Source organism: Microbacterium imperiale (assembly GCF_017876655.1).
Classification (GTDB): domain Bacteria; phylum Actinomycetota; class Actinomycetes; order Actinomycetales; family Microbacteriaceae; genus Microbacterium; species Microbacterium imperiale.
On sequence record NZ_JAGIOK010000001.1, the window covers coordinates 90,545 to 112,277 of the forward strand.

General features: G+C 71.6%; 17 protein-coding genes. 8 read left to right on the forward strand and 9 right to left on the reverse strand.

The features are described from left to right. Positions 1-6 precede the first annotated feature (6 nt). Both JOF37_RS00350 and JOF37_RS00355 read right to left on the reverse strand, forming a co-directional pair. The gene (locus JOF37_RS00350; RefSeq protein ID WP_210004029.1) at positions 7-1,563 is read right to left on the reverse strand and encodes a sensor histidine kinase; all 1,557 of its coding nucleotides are present in this window, start codon (positions 1,561-1,563) and stop codon (positions 7-9) included. Further along, positions 1,560-2,291, reverse strand: a complete 732-nt coding sequence (locus JOF37_RS00355) for a response regulator transcription factor (protein WP_210004031.1) — start codon at positions 2,289-2,291, stop codon at positions 1,560-1,562. Before JOF37_RS00355 ends, JOF37_RS00350 begins: the two co-directional genes overlap by 4 nt. Before the next feature lie 86 nt (positions 2,292-2,377). Between JOF37_RS00355 and JOF37_RS00360 the strand changes: the two genes are divergently transcribed. Further along, positions 2,378-3,385 carry a magnesium and cobalt transport protein CorA gene (locus JOF37_RS00360; protein ID WP_210004033.1) on the forward strand — a complete coding sequence of 336 codons (1,008 nt, stop codon included), beginning with the start codon at positions 2,378-2,380 and terminating at the stop codon, positions 3,383-3,385. Positions 3,386-3,460: 75 nt separating this feature from the next. On the opposite strand, the gene gnd is transcribed toward JOF37_RS00360, so the two are convergent. The 3 genes from gnd to JOF37_RS00375 all read right to left on the reverse strand — a co-directional run bounded on the left by gnd (position 3,461) and on the right by JOF37_RS00375 (position 7,090). Continuing rightward, positions 3,461-5,053 carry an NADP-dependent phosphogluconate dehydrogenase gene (gnd, locus tag JOF37_RS00365; protein WP_210004036.1) on the reverse strand — a complete coding sequence of 531 codons (1,593 nt, stop codon included), beginning with the start codon at positions 5,051-5,053 and terminating at the stop codon, positions 3,461-3,463. A 93-nt stretch (positions 5,054-5,146) separates the two neighbouring features. Beyond that, positions 5,147-5,665, reverse strand: a complete 519-nt coding sequence (locus JOF37_RS00370) for a gluconokinase (RefSeq protein ID WP_210004038.1) — start codon at positions 5,663-5,665, stop codon at positions 5,147-5,149. A gap of 21 nt (positions 5,666-5,686) precedes the next feature. Next, complete coding sequence (locus tag JOF37_RS00375; RefSeq protein ID WP_210004040.1) at positions 5,687-7,090, reverse strand: GntP family permease; 1,404 nt, start codon at positions 7,088-7,090, stop codon at positions 5,687-5,689. 127 nt (positions 7,091-7,217) lie between these two features. Here JOF37_RS00375 and JOF37_RS00380 point away from each other — a divergent pair, with 127 nt between their 5' ends. Continuing rightward, entirely contained in the window at positions 7,218-7,922 is a 705-nt protein-coding gene (locus JOF37_RS00380; protein ID WP_210004042.1) for a FadR/GntR family transcriptional regulator, read from the forward strand. A 15-nt stretch (positions 7,923-7,937) separates the two neighbouring features. On the opposite strand, the gene JOF37_RS15625 is transcribed toward JOF37_RS00380, so the two are convergent. Beyond that, positions 7,938-8,060, reverse strand: a complete 123-nt coding sequence (locus tag JOF37_RS15625; RefSeq protein WP_271174888.1) for a hypothetical protein — start codon at positions 8,058-8,060, stop codon at positions 7,938-7,940. 218 nt (positions 8,061-8,278) lie between these two features. On the opposite strand from JOF37_RS15625, the gene JOF37_RS00385 reads away from it, so the two are divergent. Next, complete coding sequence (locus JOF37_RS00385) at positions 8,279-8,917, forward strand: 50S ribosomal protein L25/general stress protein Ctc (RefSeq protein ID WP_210004045.1); 639 nt, start codon at positions 8,279-8,281, stop codon at positions 8,915-8,917. 67 nt (positions 8,918-8,984) lie between these two features. Then, the gene (gene pth, locus JOF37_RS00390; RefSeq protein ID WP_210004047.1) at positions 8,985-9,566 is read left to right on the forward strand and encodes an aminoacyl-tRNA hydrolase; all 582 of its coding nucleotides are present in this window, start codon (positions 8,985-8,987) and stop codon (positions 9,564-9,566) included. 42 nt (positions 9,567-9,608) lie between these two features. On the opposite strand, the gene JOF37_RS00395 is transcribed toward pth, so the two are convergent. Next, entirely contained in the window at positions 9,609-10,061 is a 453-nt protein-coding gene (locus JOF37_RS00395; protein ID WP_210004049.1) for a hypothetical protein, read from the reverse strand. A gap of 100 nt (positions 10,062-10,161) precedes the next feature. On the opposite strand from JOF37_RS00395, the gene mfd reads away from it, so the two are divergent. Then, entirely contained in the window at positions 10,162-13,767 is a 3,606-nt protein-coding gene (gene mfd / locus JOF37_RS00400; RefSeq protein ID WP_210004051.1) for a transcription-repair coupling factor, read from the forward strand. A gap of 49 nt (positions 13,768-13,816) precedes the next feature. Here mfd and JOF37_RS00405 read toward each other — a convergent pair whose 3' ends face one another. Continuing rightward, positions 13,817-15,208, reverse strand: coding sequence for a basic amino acid/polyamine antiporter (locus JOF37_RS00405; RefSeq protein WP_210007610.1), 1,392 nt, complete (start codon positions 15,206-15,208; stop codon positions 13,817-13,819). Positions 15,209-15,315: 107 nt separating this feature from the next. After that, positions 15,316-17,988, reverse strand: coding sequence for a phosphoenolpyruvate carboxylase (locus tag JOF37_RS00410; protein ID WP_210004053.1), 2,673 nt, complete (start codon positions 17,986-17,988; stop codon positions 15,316-15,318). Between the two features lie 114 nt (positions 17,989-18,102). On the opposite strand from JOF37_RS00410, the gene JOF37_RS00415 reads away from it, so the two are divergent. The 3 genes from JOF37_RS00415 to JOF37_RS15725 all read left to right on the forward strand — a co-directional run bounded on the left by JOF37_RS00415 (position 18,103) and on the right by JOF37_RS15725 (position 21,661). Continuing rightward, complete coding sequence (locus tag JOF37_RS00415; protein WP_210004055.1) at positions 18,103-18,780, forward strand: nucleoside triphosphate pyrophosphohydrolase; 678 nt, start codon at positions 18,103-18,105, stop codon at positions 18,778-18,780. A 31-nt stretch (positions 18,781-18,811) separates the two neighbouring features. Continuing rightward, positions 18,812-20,068, forward strand: a complete 1,257-nt coding sequence (gene hisS, locus JOF37_RS00420) for a histidine--tRNA ligase (RefSeq protein WP_245338206.1) — start codon at positions 18,812-18,814, stop codon at positions 20,066-20,068. A 75-nt stretch (positions 20,069-20,143) separates the two neighbouring features. Beyond that, complete coding sequence (locus JOF37_RS15725; protein ID WP_307803437.1) at positions 20,144-21,661, forward strand: GDSL-type esterase/lipase family protein; 1,518 nt, start codon at positions 20,144-20,146, stop codon at positions 21,659-21,661. Positions 21,662-21,733: the final 72 nt, after the last annotated feature.

Sequence of the window (21,733 nt, forward strand, 5' to 3'; positions counted from 1 at the left end):
GCGGTCTCAGGGGCCGGTTGGTTCGACGTCGGGCTCGGCGCCCGTCGCCGGGTCGGCCGGTCGCGCGGTCAGGCGCAGCTCGAAGGCGGTCGAGCCCGGCTCGCTGCGCACCGTGAGCGTACCGCCGTGCGCCGCCACGATCGCGCGGGCGATCGAGAGCCCGAGTCCGGTACCGCCGGTCTGGCGGGCGCGGGAGCGGTCGGCGCGCGAGAAGCGCTCGAAGATCTCGTCGGCGAGGGCGGGGTCGATGCCGGGTCCGTCGTCGTGCACGGTGAGGACGGCGTTGCCGGCATCGAGCCGCACGGAGGTGGTCACCGTGGTGCCGGCCGGTGTGTGCACGCGCGCGTTGGCCAGCAGGTTGGCGACGACCTGGGTGATGCGGGTGGCGTCGCCGGCCACCACGACCGGTTCGTCGCCGACATCGAGGCGCCACTCGTGGTCCTGGCCGGCGGCGCGGGCGTCGGCGACGCAGTCGACCGCGAGCGCCGTCAGATCGATCGTGCCGTAGACGAGCTCTTGGCCCTCATCGAGCCGCGCGAGCAGCAGCAGGTCTTCGACCAGACTCGTCATCCGCAGCGACTGCGCCTGGATTCGCTCGAGCGCGGAGGTCGTCGTCTCCTCGACGCCGGGGACGCCCTGCCGCATCGCCCGCAGCGAGAGCTCCGAGTATCCGCGGATGGACGCGAGCGGCGTGCGCAGCTCGTGGCTCGCATCGGCGACGAAGGAGCGCATGCGCTCTTCGTTGCGCTGGCGCGCGACGAGCGAGGCGTCGACGTGGTCGAGCAGGGTGTTGAGGGCCGCCCCCACTTGGCCGATCTCGTCGTGATCGTCGGCTTCCTCGCGGGGCACGCGTTCGGTGATCGACACCGCACCCTGGGCGAGGGGGAGCGAGGCGACCCGAGATGCGGTGTCGGCGACGACGCGCAGCGGTCGGAGGGAGCGTCGGATGACCACGGCGATGGCGGCGCTCAGCAGCAGCAGGCCGCCGGCCGTCACGACGGCGATGGTCGTGACGAGCCGGGCGACCGTCGAGTCCACCTGTGCGAGTGGCAGGCCGGCGAGTCCCGAGACGTCGCCCGCCGAGAATGACACCACCCGGTACGCGCCGAGGCCGCTGAGCTCCACGGTGGCGGGTGCCATGCTCGTGTCGACGGTCGCCAACTCGGCGAGCTGCCGTGGCGAGAGCGAGCGGATGACGCCCTCGTCGTACGTCGCGGCGGTGGTCTGGCCCGTCGGGCTCTGGACGAGAAGGGTGTACCCGTCGGGCAGACCCCGGGTGCCGAGGATCGCCTCGTCGGCGGTGCGCGCGCGCAGCACGTAGCTGTCGTTGTCGAACAGCTGCAAGCCGACAGTCAGTGTTCGAACGTTCGACTCGACCGTGCCGATGAGGACCGTGCCGATGGTGGTCGACAGGCCGACCGCGCTCGCGACGAGAGTGAGCGCGACGATGCTCACCACCGTGAGCATCAGTCGCGTCTGCAGGCTCCAGCGCCGCCAGAGCCCGCGAGGCCCGCGATGGCTGTCGTCGACGCCGTCGTCGCCGGCCCGATCGGCGCGGGTCATTGCGGCGCTTTGATCATGTAGCCGACGCCCCGCACCGTGTGGATGAGCGGGTCGCGCCCGGCGTCGATCTTCTTGCGCAGGTACGAGATGTAGAGCTCGACGACCGACGAGCGGCCACCGAAGTCGTAGTTCCAGACGCGGTCGAGGATCTGCGCCTTCGACACCACGCGCCGCTGATTCCGCATGAGGTAGCGCAGCAGCTCGAACTCTGTCGCCGTCAGCTCGATGGGCGTCCCGCCGCGCTCGATCTCGTGCGAGTCCTCGTTCAGCGAGAGATCGCCCACCCGCAGCACGGGGTCGACTCCGCCGGCGGTGGCGGTGCCCGCCCGGCGCATGAGGCCCCGCAGTCGCGCGACGACCTCCTCGAGGCTGAAGGGCTTGGTGACGTAGTCGTCGCCGCCGGCGGTCAACCCGGCCACCCGGTCGGCGACCGCGTCCTTGGCGGTGAGGAACAGGACCGGGACGTCGTCGCCGGACTGGCGCAGGCGCTGCAGCACCGCCATCCCGTCGAGGTCGGGCATCATGATGTCGAGCACCATCGCGTCGGGCTCGAACTCGCGAGCCTCCGACAGCGCCTCGAAACCGGAGGACGCCGTACGCACCTCCCAGCCCTCCATCTTCAGCGCCATCGACAGCAGGTCGGTGAGCATCTGCTCGTCGTCGACGACGAGCACGCGCAGCGGAGAACCGTCGGGACGCTGAAGAGGTGCGGGCGCAGGTGTGGTCATGACCCCATTCTGAGCCGTCACCTATGGAGAAGCTATGGACGCGGCTATGGTCCGGCTGTGAGCGAACGCGCCGTTACAGTGACGGGATGACAGTCGTTCACACCGCGGTGTACGTCGCCGAGCAGCCGGTCGAGACGGGCCTCGACCCCGTCGCGGCATGCCGGCGCGCCCGTGACGGGGGCGGGTTCGCCTGGATCGCCCTCGTCGATGCCGACGACGAGCTCGTCGGTCGCACCGCGAGCGACCTGGGTCTGCATCCGATCGCGTCGCGCGAGAGCCTCCGGTCGCACCAGCGATCGCTCTTCGAGCGATACGGCGACGACGTCTTCGTCGTGCTGCAACCCGCGCGCTACGACGACGCAGCCGAAACCGTCCGCTGCGACGAGATCGACGTACTCGTCTCGCCTGGCCTCATCATGACGGTGACGCGGTCGGACCGCATCGACCTCGCCGACGTCCGCGAGCGGGTAGAGGCGCACCCCGAACTCGCCCGTCACGGGACGACGGCGGTGCTGTGGGTGCTGTTCGAGCGGGTGATCTCGGGCTACCGCGCCGTGCTCGACGGCGTCGAGAACGACATCGACGAGATCGAGGATCAGCTCTTCGGCGACGACCCGGGCGTGCCCCGCCGCATCTTCGACCTGCAGCGGGAGGTCATCGACCTCGCGCACGCGACCACGCCGTTGCCGGACGTGCTCACGCGCCTCGGCGCGGCCAGCGAGGCCGACGAGGACGCCGCCGGTGTCTGGGAGGACGCGCGGGGACGGGCGCAATACGTCGCGGATCGCGTCCAGTCGATGCGTCACACCCTCGACAACGCCCTCACGATCCACGCCACGCTCGTGAACCAGCGCCTGGACGAGAAGATGGCCGATCTCACCGTGGTGCAGGTGCGGCAGAACGAGCAGGTGAAGAAGATCTCGTCCTGGGCGGCGATCGGCTTCGCGCCGACCTTCGTCGCGAGCCTCTACGGCATGAACTTCCGTTACATGCCCGAGCTCGACCAGCCGTGGGGCTACCCGATGGCGCTCGGCTTGATGGTGCTGCTGAGCGCCGGCCTCTACGGGATCTTCCGACGCAACGACTGGCTCTGACGACGACGCGGCCGCGAGACGCGGCAGGCCGCGACGGGGTCCCCGTCGCGGCCTGCCGTCGTCAGCGGCGGAGCGTCAGTGCGTGTCCTCGGCCTCGACCTCGGAGCGGTCGCCCGACCACAGGGTGTGGAAGGTGCCGTCCTTGTCGATGCGCTTGTAGGTGTGCGCACCGAAGAAGTCGCGCTGACCCTGGATGAGGGCCGCGGGAAGCCGCTCGGCGCGCAGGCCGTCGTAGTACGACAGCGACGAGCTGAAGGCGGGAGCGGGGATGCCGGCGCCCGCGGCGACCTGCACGATGTGGCGCCACGCGTCCTGCGCGCGGCCGAGAGCCTCGACGAAGTACGGCGCGGTCAGCAGCACCGGCAGCTCGGCCTCGGCGGCGTACGCATCGGCGATGCGGTTGAGGAACTGGGCGCGGATGATGCACCCGCCGCGCCAGATCTTCGAGACGGCGCCGAGGTCGATGTTCCAGCCGTACTGGGCGGCGCCGGCGCGGATCTCGTCGAAGCCCTGCGAGTAGGCGACGATCTTCGACGCGTAGAGCGCGAGGCGGACCTGCTCGATGAACACGTCGGCGTCCTCGACCGTGAAGGCCGCGTCATCGGGACCCGGAAGCGAGCCTGAGACGTCGCGCTGTTCGCGGTGGCTCGAGAGTGAGCGGGCGAACACGGCCTCGGCGATGCCCGACACCGGGACGCCCAGGTCGAGCGCGGTCTGGACCGTCCAGGCGCCCGTGCCCTTGGCGCCCGCCTGGTCGACGATGACGTCGACGAGCGGCTGGCCGGTGGCGGCATCCGTCTGACGCAGCACCTCGGCCGTGATCTCGATGAGGTACGACTCGAGCTCGCCGCGGTTCCACTCGGCGAAGATGTCGGCGATCTCGGCGGGCGACTTGCCGGTGCCGCGACGGATGAGGTCGTAGGCCTCGGCGATGAGCTGCATGTCGGCGTACTCGATGCCGTTGTGCACCATCTTGACGAAGTGGCCGGCGCCGTCGTGGCCGACGTGCGTGACGCAGGGCTCGCCTTCGGCGACCGCGGCGATCGACTTCAGGATCGGGCCGAGGGTCACCCACGACTCGTCGGGGCCGCCCGGCATCAGCGAGGGGCCGAGGAGGGCGCCCTCCTCGCCGCCCGAGACGCCCATGCCGACGAAGTTGAAGCCGGCTTCGCGGACGGCCTTCTCGCGGCGGATGGTGTCGGTGAACAGCGAGTTGCCGCCGTCGACGATGATGTCGCCCGGCTCGAACACGCGCATCAGCTCGTCGATGACGGCGTCGGTGGGGCGGCCGGCCTTGACCATGATGATCGCGGTGCGCGGCTTCTGCAGGTTCGCGGCGAATTCCTCGTACGAGAACGCCGGCAGGAAGCCCGCTTCGGGGTGCGTCTCGACGAGCTCGTCGGTCTTGGCGCGCGAGCGGTTGAACACGGCCACGGTGTTGCCCTCGCGGCTGGCGAGGTTCCGGGCCAGGTTCGATCCCATCACGGCGAGACCCACGACGCCGATGTTGGCGGCGCCCGAGGGCGCCTCGCTCGCGTCGGAGCTCTCGGCCGGCGTCGGGCGATCGACCTCCTCGGGGCGCGGCGCGCCCTCGTGAGCGGTCGCCGCTTCGTGCGGCGCCTGATCCTGATCGGTCGAGGGTCCTGTCGGTGAGGGGGTCGACGCCATGCGTAGCTCCAGGTTCGCGTGCGGGTGGGAGGTGTTACGGGGAAGGGGCCGGGGTCCCTGCACCATGGGCAACTTTATCGGCTGGTGATCGGCTCAGGCCGTCGGTTGCAGGTCGAGGCGACGGATGACCTCGGCGACCTGCTCCTGCGGCGTCTGGTCCAGGGCGACCGCGATCGCGTTCTCGTCGGGACCGGGCGTCTCGAGGGTCGCGAACTGCGAGTCCAGCAGAGCCGGGGGCATGAAGTGACCTTGCCGCCGCATGAGGCGCTGTCGCACTGTCGCGGCCTCGCCGTCGAGGAGGACGAAGGTCACGTTGTCTCGGCGCAGGACGTCGCGGTAGCGCCGGCGCAGGGCCGAGCACGTGATGACGCCCGGCCGTCCGGCTGCGGTCGTCTCGTCGATCCAGGAGGCCACGGTGTCGAGCCACGGGCGTCGGTCCTCGTCGTCGAGGGCGTGGCCGGCGGCCATCTTCGCGACGTTCGCGGCGGGGTGGAGGTCGTCGCCCTCTTGGAACGCCCAGTCGAGGCGTCCGGCGAGCATCGCCGCGACGGTGGACTTGCCGGTGCCGGACGGGCCCATGAAGACGAGGACGGGGGGAGCGGATGCGGTCATGTCGAGCCTTCCTGGATCCGGTCAGACGAACGCGCTGATCACGAGCACACCGGCCAGGCCGGTGACCGAGATGGTGCACTCCAGCACGGTCCATGTTTTCAGCGTCTGGGGGATGTCGAGGCCGAAATACTCCTTGATGAGCCAGAACCCGGCGTCGTTCACATGGCTGAGGAACACCGAGCCGGCGCCGATCGCGAGCACCAGCAGGGCGGTCATGGGGCCGTCGAGGGTCTCGGTCAGCGGCTGCAGGATGCCCGCTGCGGTGATGGTGGCCACGGTGGCCGAGCCGGTGGCGATGCGGATCACGACGGCGACGACCCACGCGAGCACGAGCACCGAGATCGACGAGCCCGCGACGAGGTCGGCGATGACCTGTCCGATGCCCGTGTCGACGAGCACCTGCTTGAAGCCGCCGCCGGCGCCGACGATGAGGAGGATGCCGGCGATCGGGCCGAGCGACGAGCCCACGACGGCGGTGAGCCGGTCGCGGTCGAAGCCGGCACCTCGGCCGAGGATCACGAATCCGACGATGACGGCCAGCAGCAGCGCGATGACCGGCATGCCGAGGAAGTCCAGCACGACCTTCCAGGCAGCGGTCGATCCCGGCGCGACGATGTCGGCGACGGCCTTCACGAGCATGAGGACCACCGGCAGGAGGATGCTGCCGAGGGTCGCGACGAACGAGGGGCGGCGAGCGGGCTCGTCACCCTTCTCCTCGGCCGAGACGAACAGGTCCGGCACCGGCACCGGCGCCCAGCGCGCAGCGATGGGTGCGAACAGCGGGCCGGCGATGATGACGGCCGGGATCGCGACGATGACGCCGAAGGCGAGGGTGATGCCGAGGTTCGCGCCGAGGGCGTCGATGGCGGCGAGCGGCCCCGGGTGCGGGGGCACGAGGCCGTGCATCGCCGAAAGTCCGGCGAGAGTAGGGATCGCGATCTTCATCAGGGCGACGCCCGACCGCCGCGCCACCAGGATGATCACGGGCACGAGCAGCACGAGACCGACCTCGAAGAACATCGGCAGCCCGATGATCGCGCCGATGAGGCCCATGACCCACGGCAGGCTGCGCGGGGTCGCGCGGGCGACGAGCGTGTCGACGATCCGGTCGGCGCCGCCGGAGTCGGCGAGCAGCTTGCCGTAGATGGCGCCGAGGGCGACGAGGATGCCGACCCCGCCCATCGTCGAGCCGAAGCCGCCCGTGAAGCTCGACACGGTGTCGGCGATCGCGAGACCCGCGATCAGTCCCGTCGTCAGGGCGCCGATCGTCAGCGCCAGGAACGGATGCAGCTTGGCCCAGGTGATGAGCACCACGATGAGGGCGACGCCGATGAGGGCGGCTCCGATGAGCTGGCCGGCGGGTGCGGGAGCGGCGGCCTCGGCTGCGGCGAAGACGAATGAGTCCGGAGGGGAGAGGAGGGCCATGAGCATCCTTGGTCTGGCAGGCGGCATCCGAGCCGCGGATCTATTTGTCGTACATAAAAGCACATCTGAGCGCGTCATGCAGGACATCACGCTGAGACCGCGTCCTCGGCCCGGGCATAATCGGAGGATGACGCAACGACCCGCGCCGCCCTCCCTGCATGACGTGCTCGTCGAGCGCGTGGGGGCTGCGATCGTCCAGGGTCAGCATCCGGCGGGGTCCCGCCTCATCACCGCCGAACTCGCGGAGGGCTCGTCGCGCGGGGCTGGACGCGAGGCGGTGCGCGTGCTGCAATCGCTCGGACTCGTGCGGGTGCGCCGCAAGACCGGCGTCGAGGTCCAGCCGCCGTCGGAGTGGAACGTCCATGCGCCCGAGGTGATCCGCTGGCGTCTGGCCGGCCCCGGGCGCGACGCGCAGCTGCGGGAGCTCTCCCAGTTGCGCGGGGCCATCGAGCCGCTCGCCGCTCGCCTCGCGGCGGATCATGCGAGCGAGGATCACCGGCGCGACCTCGTCGCGGCGGTGATGGACATGGCCCGCACCGAGCACGACGCGGACGGCGCCGTCTATCTGTCCGCCGACGTCCGCTTCCACCGGACGCTGCTCGCCGCATCCGGCAATGCCATGTTCGCCGCGCTCGGGTCGGTCGTCGAAGCAGTTCTCACCGGTCGTACCCGCCATGACTTGATGCCCCACGATGCGAACCCGCTCGCGGTGCGCTGGCACCAGGACGTGGCGTTCGCCATCGCGGGCGGCCGGCCCGGCGAGGCCGAGGCGGCGATGGGGCTGATCGTGGCCGAGGCCGACGACGCGATGCGGGCGGCCGCGGGTCACTGACCCGCGGACCGGAGGTCAGCCCTTGCGGTAGCCCTGACGCCCCATCGAGAAGAGGGCGAGAGCGAGCGAGACGATCGACCCGGCGGTCATGAGACCGATGACCCAGACGAGCACGTGCGAGAACCAGCCGTATTCCATTTTTCCTCCGGGCGTGAGTCGACGACTCGTCCAGCCTACCCAGCGCTGATAGAGTGGTGGTGTACTTCGGCGAGGGATGCCGCGTGCCTGCGCTTCGGCGAGGACCGGGATCCGTGATCGACGAGGGTGTGTGCAGGACGTTTCCTCTCCACGCGCTCGCGTTCGCGTCGAACCCGCATACCGCTAGCAGGGCCGCGAGGGCCCACAAGGAGAGACGCATGTCCACCGAGACCGACACCCAGGTCGTCGCCGAGACGCGCACCAACTTCGGCAAGGGCTTCGCCCGCCGTCTGCGCGCCGCCGGCCAGATCCCCGCCGTCATCTACGGCCACGGCACCGACCCGGTGCACGTCGCCCTCCCGGGCCACCAGATGCTGCTGCTCGTGCGTCGCGCGAACGCGGTCATCGAGCTGTCGATCGACGGCACGAGCCAGCTCGTGCTGGTCAAGGACGTCCAGCGTGACCCGGTGCGCCAGATCATCGAGCACATCGACCTCCTCGTCGTGAAGAAGGGCGAGAAGGTCCAGGTCGACGTTCCCGTCGTCGTCACCGGTGAGCCCGTCGCGGGAACGATCGCGACGCAGGACGCGTCCTCGGTCTCGCTCGAGGTCGGCGCCACCGACATCCCCGAGAACGTGCAGGTCGATGTCGAGGGCCTCGAGGACGGCGCGCGCATCACCGCCGCCGACCTGACCCTGCCCCGCGGCGCCGCGCTCGTCACCGACGCCGAGACGCTCGTCGTCGCCGTGTCGGTCCCGGCCGCGACCCTCGCCGCCGTCGACGAGATCGAGGCCGCCGACGAGGCGACCGCTGCCGAGCAGGCCGACGAGGCCGAGGGCGACGAGAAGTCCGAGTAAGGGATTCGATCCCCGGAGCCCGTTCTCACTGCGGTGGGGGCGGGCTCCGTCGTTCGAGAGGGACGCCATGGCAGATACCTGGCTGATCGTGGGGCTCGGCAACCCGGGCCCGCGCTACGAGGCGACGCGTCACAACGTCGGGCAGATGGTCATCGACGAGCTCGCCCGTCGGCGCGGCGACACGCTGCGCTCGCACAAGGCGAACGCCTGGGCGGCCGAGACCTGGCTGCGCCCCGGCGCGGCCAAGATGGTCCTGGCCAAGCCGAAGACGTTCATGAACGTCTCGGGCGGCCCCGCCGCGGCGCTGGCCGGGTTCTACGGAGTGGACCCGGGACGGGTGATCGTCGTGCACGACGAGCTCGACATCCCGTTCGACACCATCAAGCTCAAGACCGGCGGCGGACACGGCGGGCACAACGGCGTCCGTGACGTCGCGAAGGCGCTCGGCACCCCCGAGTTCGCTCGCGTCCGGGTCGGCATCGGGCGGCCGCCCGGGTCGCAGGATCCCGCCGACTGGGTGCTCGATCCGTTCTCGTCCGCCGAGCGGAAGACGCTCGACATCCTCGTGTCGGATGCCGCCGACGCCGTCGAGACCGTCGTCGAAGACGGACTGCTCGCCGCGCAGCAGCGCTATCACGCACCCCGCTGACCCCGTGCGCGACCGCCTCGCCAGGGCGCAGAGCGAGGAGCGTCAGCTGGTGGCGAAGAGGGTCGCGGACGCGACGGCGACCGCGACGACCGGCGCTCCCAGGGCGATGCCCACGGCGCCGATGCCGAGTCCGTGTCCGGCGCGGCGGATGATCGCGACGACCCCGAGCGCGAGCGCGGTCGCACCCGCCACCGCGCACGCCCATCCGGTGATCTCACCGACCAGGACCCACCCGCGCACCGGCGTGAGCGCGCTCAGGTCGCCCTCGCCGTCGAGCCAGCGGACGAACGCGCCGCTCGTCCCGAGCCGGGCCGCGACGACAGCGGCTACGACGACGCCCGCGACCGCCGCCGCGGCCGCGATCAGGAACGCCGCGATGCCGACGCCGCGGCTCGGACGCCGTGCCGGCTGCTCGGGCAGACGCCCCGGCGGCGAGACGACGTAGGGCGCAGCGAACGGCTTCGTGCCCGGTGACGGCGGAGGTGGCGAGGTCATCCCGTCATTGTAGGAAGCGGGGTCGTTTCCCGCGCCCACACCGACACCGAGCCCGGCCGGGCCCGGGCTCGGTGTCGGTGCGCGGCGGTAGGCTTCTGTGGTGACAGTTCCCGGGATCGTGCGCGCCCTTTCGCAGGCTGACTCCTTCCGGGCGGGGGTGACCTCCGGCGCCGTCGGCAGCGTCGACTACGCGCTCGTCGACGGACTCGACGCCCCGCTGCTGGCGGCGCTCCTCGCCGAGCGCAGTCGCGCCGGCCGCCCACCCGTCGTGCTCGCCGTCGCTCCGACCGGGCGCCGCGCCGAGACCCTCGGTGGCGCCCTGCAGTGCCTGATTCCCGACGCCGAGGTCCTGCACTTCCCGGCTTGGGAGACGCTGCCCCACGAGCGGCTCAGCCCGAGCCCCGAGACGGTCGGGCGCAGACTCGACGTCCTGCGCCGCGTCGCGTTCCACGACGGTGCGCGTCCGCTGATCGTCACGTCGTCGGTGCGCGCGGCACTCCAGCCCCTGGCCGCCGGCCTCACCGACGCCGAGCCGGTCGCGCTCACGGTCGGCAGCCGCGGAGCCGATCTCGAGCGCGTCGTCCGTCGTCTCGTCGAGCTCGCTTATCACCGTGTCGACATGGTCTCGCGGCGCGGCGAGTTCGCGGTGCGCGGCGGCATCCTCGACGTGTTCCCGGCTGCGGCAGATCACCCGCTGCGTATCGACTTCTTCGGCGACGAGGTCGACCAGATACGGGCCTTCTCGATCGCCGACCAGCGGTCGCTGCCGGGCGAGGTGCGCGAGGCCGTGCTGCTGCCGGCCCGCGAACTGCTGCTCACCCCGGCCGTCCGCGAGCGCGCCGCGGGCATGGCCACGAGCTTCCCGAGCCTGAGCGGCATGCTCGAGAAGATGTCGCAGGGCATACCGGTCGAGGGCATGGAGTCGCTGCTGCCGACGCTGGCCGAAGGCCTCGTCCCGCTCGTGGACTACTTGCCGCGCGGGGCGGCGGTCGCGCTCGTCGATCCGGAGCGCTCGCGCACGCGCGCGCGAACTCTCGGCGACACCAACCGTGAATTCCTCGACGCGGCCTGGAGTGCCGCGACCGCGGGAGCCGACAGCCCCGTCGACCTCGGTGCCGGCGACTTCCTGACCCTGCCGGCGCTGCGCGACGCCGTCCGCGAGCGCGACGGCGTGTGGTGGGGCTTCAGCGCTTTCGACTCGGGGGCGGCCGATGCCGCGGAGGAGGGACTCGCCGACTCCGACGGCTCGGACCTGCGGATCGTGGGCACCCCGGTGCCCTCGTTCCAGGGCAACGTCGATGGAGCGACGGCGCACATCGGTCAGCTCCTCGCTGACGGCTGGCGCGTGCTCGTCTGCGCGAGCGGCACGGGGCTCGTCGATCGCGCGCGGGACGTGCTCGCCGAGCGCGGTATCGCGGCGCGGACGAGCGACGGCGTCGGCGAGGTCGGCGACGAGCCGGTCGCGATCTGCGTCGTCGCGTCGCTCGAGCGCGGCTTCGAGTCCGCCGAGGCCCGACTCGCCGTGCTCACCGAGAGCGAGTTCTACGGTCGCACGATCGGCGGTGACGGGCGTGTGGTCAAGAAGCTCGCCTCGCGTCGTCGCAACGTGGTCGACCCGCTGCAGCTGAAGCCCGGCGACGTCGTCGTCCACGCGACGCACGGCATCGGCAAGTTCGTCGAGCTGGTGCAGCGCGAGGTCTCCAGCGGCGGCCGCAACGCGGTCAAGACGCAACGCGAATACCTCGTGCTGGAGTACGCGCCGTCGAAGCGCGGATACCCGGGCGACAAGCTGTTCGTGCCGACCGACCAGCTCGATCAGCTGTCGCGCTACGTCGGCGGCGAGGCGCCCGTGCTGTCGAAGATGGGCGGCAGCGACTGGGCCGCCGCGAAGGGCAAGGCCCGCAAGGCCGTGCGCGACATCGCGGTCGAGCTCGTGAAGCTCTACTCCGCGCGCATGGCGTCGAAGGGGCACGCGTTCGGCCCCGACACGCCGTGGCAGCGCGAGCTCGAGGAGGCGTTCCCCTTCGCCGAGACCCCCGACCAGCTGCAGACGATCGACGAGATCAAGGCTGACATGGAGAAGCCGATCCCGATGGACCGGCTGCTGTCGGGCGACGTCGGCTTCGGCAAGACCGAGGTCGCCGTCCGTGCGGCCTTCAAGGCGATCCAGGAGGGCAAGCAGGTCGCCATGCTCGTGCCGACGACGCTTCTGGCCAAGCAGCACCTCGAGACCTTCAGCGAACGGTTCGCGGGCTTCCCCGTCAAGGTGCGGCCCCTGTCGCGCTTCCAGACCGCGAAGCAGGCACGGGAGACCGTCGACGGCCTCGCCGACGGCACGATCGACATGGTGATCGGCACGCATCGGATCCTCACCGAGAAGGTCGCCTTCAAGGACCTCGGCCTCATGATCATCGACGAGGAGCAGCGCTTCGGCGTCGAGCACAAGGACGCCCTCAAGAAGCTCAAGACCGGTGTCGACATCCTCGCGATGAGCGCGACGCCGATTCCGCGGACACTCGAGATGGCGGTCACCGGCATCCGCGAGATGTCGACCCTCGCGACGCCGCCGGAGGAGCGGCATCCGATCCTCACCTACGTGGGCCCGCGCAGCGACAAGCAGATCGCGGCCGCCATCCGTCGCGAGTTGCTGCGTGAGGGGCAGGTGTTCTTCGTGCACAACCGCGTGCAGTCGATCCAGCGTGTCGCCGCGCAGATCGGCGAGCTCGTGCCCGAGGCGCGTATCGCCGTGGCTCACGGGCAGATGGGCGAGCATCAGCTCGAGCAGGTCGTCGACGACTTCTGGGAGCGGCGCGCCGACGTACTGGTGTGCACCACGATCGTCGAGACGGGGCTCGACATCTCGAACGCGAACACGATCATCATCGATCGCGCCGACAAGTACGGTCTCAGCCAGCTCCACCAGTTGCGGGGCCGCGTCGGTCGCGCCCGCGAGCGCGCGTACGCGTACTTCCTCTACGACGAGAACAAGCCGCTCAGCGAGACGGCGGCCGACCGGCTCGAGACGATCGCCGTCAACAACGACCTCGGGTCGGGCATGCAGGTCGCGCTGAAGGACCTCGAGCTGCGCGGTGCCGGCAACCTGCTCGGGGCCGAGCAGGCCGGACACATCGCCGGGGTCGGCTTCGATCTGTACCTGCGGATGATCGGCGAGGCCGTCTCGACGTTCCGCGGCGAGGAGGTCGATGGCCCCGCCGAGCTGCGGCTGGAGCTCCCCGTCGCCGCCCGGATCCCCGAGGACTACATCGACAGCGAGCGGCTGCGGCTGGAGGCGTACCAGAAGCTCTCGGCCGCGGCTGCCGTCAGCGCGAAGGACGACGCGATCGACCTGGTGGTCGACGAGCTCACCGACCGGTACGGCCGGCCGCCGGCAGAGGTCGAGGGGCTGGTGACGGTCGCCCGCCTGCGCCGGCGTGCCGCCCAGGCCGGGCTCACCGACGTCGTCGCGATGGGCCCGAACCTCCGGGTCGCACCCGCGCGACTGCCCGAGTCGATGCGCATCCGCCTGCAGCGGCTGTATCCCAAGGCGAAGCTGCTCGCCGGGGGAGAGGCGCTCGTCGTTCCGCTTCCGACGGCCGGCGGCGCGCCGCTGAACGATGCCGATCTGATCGCGTGGACCGGGCAGCTCCTCGAGCAGCTGTTCCCGGCGACCGCCGGCACGACCTCCGCCAGCGCGTCCGCCGGCTGACAGGCCGCGGCGGAGTCCGCGTCGTAACCGGGCTGCGTGCGCAGTCCGGTTACAGCGTGATCGCGCCCGTCGCGAGCAGGACGATCGCGGCGACGGCCCCCGCGACGGCGACGGCGAAGATAGCCCACTCGACCGGGGTGAACACGCGGTCGCCGGAGCGGCGGCGCGCGACGGCGTAGAGGGCCGTCCCGGGCACGATGATCAAGAGCGAGAGCAGCAGGTAGTGCGTGCCCGCGGCCACGAGCAGGAAGGCCGTGTACGCCGTCGCGACCGCGGCGACGACAAGGTCGCGCGCACGCGCCGGGTCGCGACGTCCGTAGGTCTCACCGGTTGCCGTGAGCTTGAGGGCGTAGGCCGCCGAGAGGACGAACGGGATGAGCACGAGCACGCTCGTGAGGTCCAGCGCGACCGAGAAGGCGTTCTCGGCGAAGAGGACGACGATGAGGAGCACCTGCACGAGCGCCGTGGAGAGCATGAGCGCGCCCACCGGGGTGTCCTCGTCGTTCGTGCGCGCGAGGAAGCGGGGAAGATCGCCCGAACGTGCTGCTTCGAGCAGCACCTCGGCCGCCATGAGCGTCCACGTCAGGTAGGCGCCCAGGACGGCGACGATCAGCGATACCCCGATGACGACGGCGCCGACGGGACCGATGATGGTCTCGAGCACACCGCCGAGGGACGGCTCGGGCAGCGCGGCGATCTGCTCCCGCGGAAGGACGCCGTACGACACGATCGTGACCGACGCGAACACCGCGAGCACACTGAGGAAACCGAGCAGGGTCGCCCGGCCGACGTCGCGGCGCGAGCGGGCGTGGCGCGAGTTCACGCTCGCGCCCTCGATCCCGATGAACACGAACACCGTCACGAGCATCGTCGCGCGCACCTGGTCCCACAGCGGCGCACCGGCCGGCCCGGTCCAGTTTTCCGCGAACACGGCCGGGTCGAAGACCGTGAGGCACAGGACGACGAAGAGCACGATCGGAAGGGTCTTCGCGATGCTCACGACGCGGTTCACGGCTGCGGCGGCGCGGACGCCGCGGCGGATGAGGATGAAGAACAGCCACAGTCCGACGGACGACAGCGCCACGGCGGCGATCGTGTCTCCCGCGCCGAGCGCCGGGAAGACCGCGCCGAGCGTGGAGGTGATGAACACCCAGTAGAAGACGTTGCCCGCGCAAGCGCTGGCCCAGTAGCCGAACGCCGAGAAATACCCCAGGTATCGCCCGAATCCGGCGCGCGCGTAGCTGTACACCCCGGCGTTCAGGTCGGGCCGGCGATTGGCGAGCAGCTGGAACGCGAACGCGAGGGTCAGCATGCCGCCTCCGGCGATCGCCCACGCGATGAGGGTTCCGGCGACGCCCGTCTCGGCGGCGAAACCCGCCGGCAGCGAGAACACGCCGGCGCCGACCATCGAGCCCACGACGAAGGTCGAGAGCGTGAGCATCGACACCGTCGTCGGACGGTGGGCGACGGGGACCGCGGGCGTGACGGGATCAGTAGGCACGGGGTGCAAGCCTAGCCCGGCCCCGCGGCGCCGCCGATCCCGACGGATCAGCCGGTGTTCTGCAGGCCGGCGGCGACGCCGTTGACCGTGAGGAGCAGCAGGCGCTGCCACTCGGGCGGCGTCTCGGCCTCGGGCGCTGTCGAGCGCAGGACCCGCAGCGCACGCAGCTGCAGCAGCGACAACGCGTCGACGTAGGGGCTGCGCATCTTCACGGCGCGCTGGAGCACCGGCTTGTTCGCGAGCAGCCCGTCGCCCCCGGCGATCCGCACCACCCAGTCGCGCGTCAGCAGCATCTCGTCGAGCACGAGCTCCGCGAGGTCGGAGCGATCCGCGAGCGCGAGGTGACGCTGGGCCATCCGGGGATCGGCCTTCGCGAGGCTCATCGCGACGTTGTCGATGACGGTGCGCAGCAGCGGCCACTGCTCGTAGGCCTCGCGCAGCAGTGCCTCGTCGCCGACGGCTTCGAGCGCGGTGCCGAGGCCGAACCATCCCGCGAGGTTGATGCGGGCCTGCGTCCAGGCGAACACCCAGGGGATCGCGCGCAGGTCCTCGAGCGACTCGACCGACAGCCCGCGGCGCGCCGGTCGCGAGCCGAGCGCGAGCAGACCGATCTCCTCCATCGGGGTGACGGCTGCGAACCACGGGGCGAATCCGGGTGCCTTGACGAGCGAGAAGAAGCGTTCGCGCGAGGCGGCGTCCATCGTGGCGGCGACGTCGGCGTAGCGCTCGGCGGCCCGGCTGTTGCGCTGCTCGATCGAGGGGGCGGACGCCAGCAGCACGGCCGCGGCGACCTGATCGATGTGCCGGAGGGCGATGTCGGGGTCGCCGTAGCGGGCGAAGATGACCTCGCCCTGCTCGGTGAGCTTGAAGCGGCCGTCGACGGAGTGCGGCGGCTGCGCGAGGATCGCGGAGTTGGCGGGGCCGCCGCCGCGCCCGAGCGCGCCGCCGCGACCGTGGAAGAGCGTGAGCTCGATGCCCTGCTCCTGGGCCCAGGCGGCGATGCGGGCCTGCGCCTCGTAGAGGGCGAGGTTGGCGGCGACCGGACCGACGTCCTTCGACGAGTCGGAGTATCCCAGCATGACTTCGAGGCGCCGGCCGGTGGCCTCGAGCCGTGCGGCGAAGGCGGGGTGCTCGACGATCTCGGCGAGGATCGCCGGGGCGGCCTGCAGGTCGGCGAAGGTCTCGAACAGCGGGATCACATCGAGCACGGGCGGCGTGCCGTCGTGCCCGACCGCGTGCCGCGCGAGTGCGTGCACCGTGGCGAGGTCGTCGGCCGAACGCGTGAACGACACGATGTAGCGTCCCGCGGCGCGGGGACCGAAGCGCTTCTGGATCTGCGAGATGGTGCGGAAGACCTCGAGCACCTCGGTGGCCAGTTCGCTGAGCTCTCCGCCGGCCTCGCACTCCGCGAGGACCTTCGCGTGGACGGCGGAGTGCTGACGCACCTCGAGCTCGGCGAGGTGGAAGCCGAACGTCTCGACCGCCCAGACCAGCTGCTGCAGCGCGCCGAACGCCTGGCGTGCCGCACCGGCCAGCTCGAGCGACTTCTGCACGACGCGCAGGTCCGAGAGGAACTCCTCGGGGTCGGCGTAGGCCAGGTCGGCGTCGCGCAGGCGGGTCGCCCGCACGCGTCGCGCGAGCAGCATCATGACGCGCTTGTGGTGCTCGCCGGGGGCGCGCTTGACGGCGTTGGCGGCACCGTCCTCATCGGCCGCCGCCAGGCGGTCCCAGAGCGAGCGGAGCGCCGCGCTCGGGGGAGTGGTCTCGCCCGAGAGCGTGAGGCCGCGGCCGACGCGCTCCGTGCCGCGTTCGAGCCCGAGCAGGACGTGCTCCGAGGCGATCGCGGCGGCCTTCTTCGTCACCGAGGCGGTCACGAACGGATTGCCGTCGCGGTCGCCGCCGACCCACGTGCCCAAACGGACGAAGGGGGCCACGACGGGCGCGCGGCTGCCGGCGGCGTCACCCTGGAGGGCATCGTCGAGGCGTCGGTAGACGAGGGGCACGGTCGTGTAGAGCGTGTCGTCGAACACCGCCATGACCGCGCGCACCTCGTCGGTGGGCGTCGGCTTCTCGGCCCGCAGCGGCGACGTGCGCCACAGCGTGTCGATCTCCTCGAGCATCCGACGGCGCGCACGGCGGTGCTCGGCGCCCCCGGCGACCGAGCTCTCGAGCGTCTCGAGCAGCGTCACGAGACGACGGATGCTCTCGGACACCGCGCGGCGGCGAGCCTCGGTCGGGTGCGCGGTGAAGACGGGGTGGAAGCGCATCTCGCGCAGACGCCGAGCCGCCTCGTCCTCGCCGACCTCGGCGGCGAGCTGAGCGTAGGCGGCGGGGATGGAGTCGCTCGCGCTGTCCTGACCCGAGATGCCGGCGCGCTCGCGCAGCAGGCGCACCCGCTGGTGCTCCTCGGCGAGGTTGACGAGGTGGAAGTACACGGTGAAGGCGCGCGCGACCTCGTCGGCCCGCGCGACCGTGAAGGACTCCGCGATGGCGGCCGCTCGCTCGAACGCCTCGGGGGAGTCGTCGGTGTAGGCCTGGATCGTCGCCCCGCGCAGACGCTCGACGTCGTCGAAGAGCCCAGGCGAGCCGCTCTCGCGCAGCACCTGGCCCAGCATCGAGCCGAGCATGCGCACGTCGGCGCGCATGGCCTCGGGAATCTCCTGCTCGGCCTCGTATCGGCCGACGAGATCGATCGCTTCGGTTCGGGTCAGCTCGCGCATGCCTCCAAAGTAATGGCACCGGGGCCGCACCCTCGACACGGCCTGTCACACGAGGCCTCCGTCCGCGTGCGCCGGGCACGGTTAGCCTGGGACGGCCCGTTCGAAGGAGTCCGCATGTCCGACCCGCTGCGCGAGGCCGCCGAGACGATGCGCGCCGTGCGCGACCGCTGCGTCTGGACCGCTCAGATGACGCACCGCGAACTCGTGCCGTATCTCGTGGAGGAATCCGCAGAGGTCGTCGACGCCGTCGAGGCCGGTACGGCGACCGACCTCCGGGAGGAACTGGGAGACCTGCTGTGGCAGGTGCTGTTCCACGCCGAGATCGCCTCGCGATCGAGCGAGCAGCCGTTCGACATCGATGATGTGGCACGCGGGCTCACCGAGAAGATGATCCGCCGCCACCCGCATGTGTTCGCGGGCGAGACCGCGAACACCCCCGAGCAAGTCCTGGTGCTGTGGAACGCGGCGAAGGCCGCTGAGAAGCGCGAGCGCCGGAGCGTGCTCGACGGCGTCTCGGCGCACATGCCCGCTCTCGCGCACGCGCAGAAGGTGCTCGGACGCGCGCGGCGAGTGGGGGTCGGGCCCCACCGCGGCGACACCCCGGGCGTCGGCGCAGATCCGGCCGGCGGCGACATCCGGTCCGAGGCTGATCTGGGGGACGCTCTGCTCGCTCTCGTGGCGTACGCGGGGGAGCAGGGGTGGGATGCCGAGCGGGCACTGCGCGAGCGGGTCCGCGCCGTCACGGCGGACGTGCGACGCGCCGAAAGGGAGTCCGGCGACCTGGAAGGATAGGACGGTGCCCACCGTGAATCCGCCGCGCGGCATGCGCGACTTCCTCCCCGCCGACAAGGCCCGCCGCGAGCGTGTGCTCTCCGTCATCCGCGAGCGCTACCGCGCCCACGGCTTCGACGAGATCGAGACACCGGTCATGGAGGAGTACGGCCGGCTGCATGCCGGCATCGGCGGCGACAACGAGAAGCTCGCTTACAACGTGCTGGCGCGCGGCCTCGATGCCGACGGCATCCGGGCGGCGGCGGACGACCCGGCAGCCCTGACCGACCTCGGGCTGCGCTACGACCTGACCGTGCCGCTCGCCCGGTTCTACGCCTCGCACCGCGCGGAGCTGCCCTCGGTCTTCCGCGCGATCCAGATCGCCCCCGTGTGGCGGGCGGAGCGGCCGCAGAAGGGGCGCTACCGGCAGTTCGTGCAGTGCGACATCGACATCATCGGCGACGCCACGGCGCGCGCGGAAGCCGAGCTGATGACGGCGAGTCTCGACGCGCTCGACGCGCTCGGGCTGACGGGCGGATCCGTCCGGATCAACGACCGCCGCGTTCTCGACGCGATGCTGGCGGCCTTCGGCTTCGCCGAGTCGGAGCGCCCCGGCGTGCTCATCACGATCGACAAGCTCGACAAGCTCGGCCCGGTCGGTGTCGTCGCCGAGCTGCGGGAACGTGGCGCCTCGACGGAGGCCGCGGACGCGTTCGCGTCGTTCCTGCAGCGCTCCCCTGAGGAGGACGGCCGTTTCGACGCGGAGGGCATTCGGGCGCGCCTTCCCGAGGGCGTTCCCGACGAGGTCGTCGCGCACCTCGTGGGCATCGGGCAGGCCGTGCGCACCGCTCGGGGCGATGCGGCGGCGCCGCTGGTGTTCGATCCGTTCCTCGTGCGCGGCATGGGCTACTACACCGGGACCATCTTCGAACTGGCCCACCCCTCCGTGTCGTACTCGCTCGGTGGCGGGGGCCGCTACGACGGCATGATCGGCCGGTTCCTCGGCACCGACGTGCCCGCGGTCGGCTTCTCGCTCGGCTTCGAGCGTCTCGTCGACCTGCTGACCGACGACGCGGCGCAGGGCACCGGTGCGGTCGTGCTCGTGCATGACCGCGACGTGCCGCTCCCCGAGCTCCTCGCCGCCAAGGCCCGTCTGGTGGCGGGCGGCGCACGCGTGCGCCTCGAGCAGCGACCGAAGAACGTCAAGGCGATGCTCGAGCGCGCCGCGGCGGACGGCTACACCGGCTTCGTGTCGCTGCGCGCGGGCGAAGACGTCTCGTCCCTCGAGACCCGGCCGCTCGCCCCGTGAGCGGGGGCGTCCGCGTTCGCCGGGCCGTGGGCTGAACGTCGGACGCCGTTCACCCTCGCGTGCTCTGCTGACGGCATGACAACGCCCACCGGCCGGATCGCGGCCGCCGTCGGCGGGGTCGCGCTGTCGTTCGGGGCCGTCGCGGTCGCATCGCACGGCGTGCTCAGTCGTCAGGCCGCGATCGCCCGCGACCGCATCGGCAAGCCGCTCGGCGAGCTGGCGGTGGACGCCGACCGACTGTGGCGGCGCTCCTACCAGGGCGAGCCCATCCGCCTGATCATGCTCGGGGACTCCCTCGCGGCGGGCCTCGGCGCGGAACGGCCGAAGGACACCCTGGGCGGTCGCCTGGCCAGGGGGCTCGCGCACCGGACGCGCCGCCCCGTGCGGTTGCGCACCGGCGCGGTCGTCGGCGCCGAATCGTCGACGCTCCTCGAGCAGATCGAGGCGCTCGGCGACGATGCGCGCGCCGACGTCGCGGTGATCGTCGTGGGCGGCAACGACGTGACGCACCGCGTGCCGGCGAGCCGCGCCGCCCGCAGCCTCGCGGATGCCGTGTCGCTGCTGCGATCGTCCGGGTGCGCGGTCGTCGTCGGCACCTGTCCCGATCTCGGCGCGCTGCGCCCGGTGCCGCAGCCGCTGCGAACGTTCGCCTCGCGCGCGTCGCGGGCGCTCGCGGCGGCCCAGGAGTCCGCCGCGAGCGCGGCCGGCGCGCGCGTGGTGTCGCTGCGCAGAACCGTCGGCCCCGTGTTCGTCGACCGCCCCGAGGAGATGTTCAGCCTCGACCGGTTCCATCCGAGCCCGCTGGGCTATCGGCGCACCGCGGACGCGCTCCTCCCGAGCGTGCTCGGCGCCGTGGACGAGGCGACCTCGGCCCGGATGCTGGCGCGAGCGGACGCCGTGCGCTTGGGTGGGGGGATGGCCGATCCCACTCCCGAGTCCTGGCGGCGCATCGACTCCTACCTGACCCACACGCTCGTCGAGCCCGACGACGCTCTCGCGGCGGCCGTTGCCGACCAGAACGCCGCGGGCCTGCCCCCCATCGAGGTCTCGCCGCTCAGCGCGAAGTTCCTGCAGCTGCTCGTCCGCATCAGCAGCGCCCAGCGCGTGCTCGAGATCGGCACCCTCGGCGGCTATTCGGCGATCGCGATGGCCCGCGCGCTGCCCCCGGAGGGGCGTCTGGTGTCGATCGAGGCGGAACCCGACAACGCCGAGGTGGCACGCCGCAACATCGAGCGAGCGGGCGTCGACGATCGGGTCGAGGTGCGTGTCGGACGCGCCGCCGAGGTGCTGCCGCATGTGGACGGTCCGTTCGACCTCGTGTTCATCGACGCCGACAAGGAGTCGAACACGATCTACCTCGAGCACGCGGCGCGCCTGGCGCGCGTGGGCGGTGTCGTCGTCGTCGACAACGTGGTGCGGTCGGGGCGCGTGGCCGACCCGGCCACCGAGGACGAGCAGATCGCCGGCGTCCGCCGCGGCCTCGAGAAGCTCGCGCGCGACCCCCGCTTCGACGCGACGGCGCTGCAGACCCTCGATGCGAAGGGCTGGGACGGGCTCGCCATCGCCATCCGGGTCGACCCCGAGTCGCGATAGTCCCGGCGCGACCGCTGGCGGGAGCCGCCGTCATCACTAGACTCAGAGTGGACCGACGACGCTCCACGACTC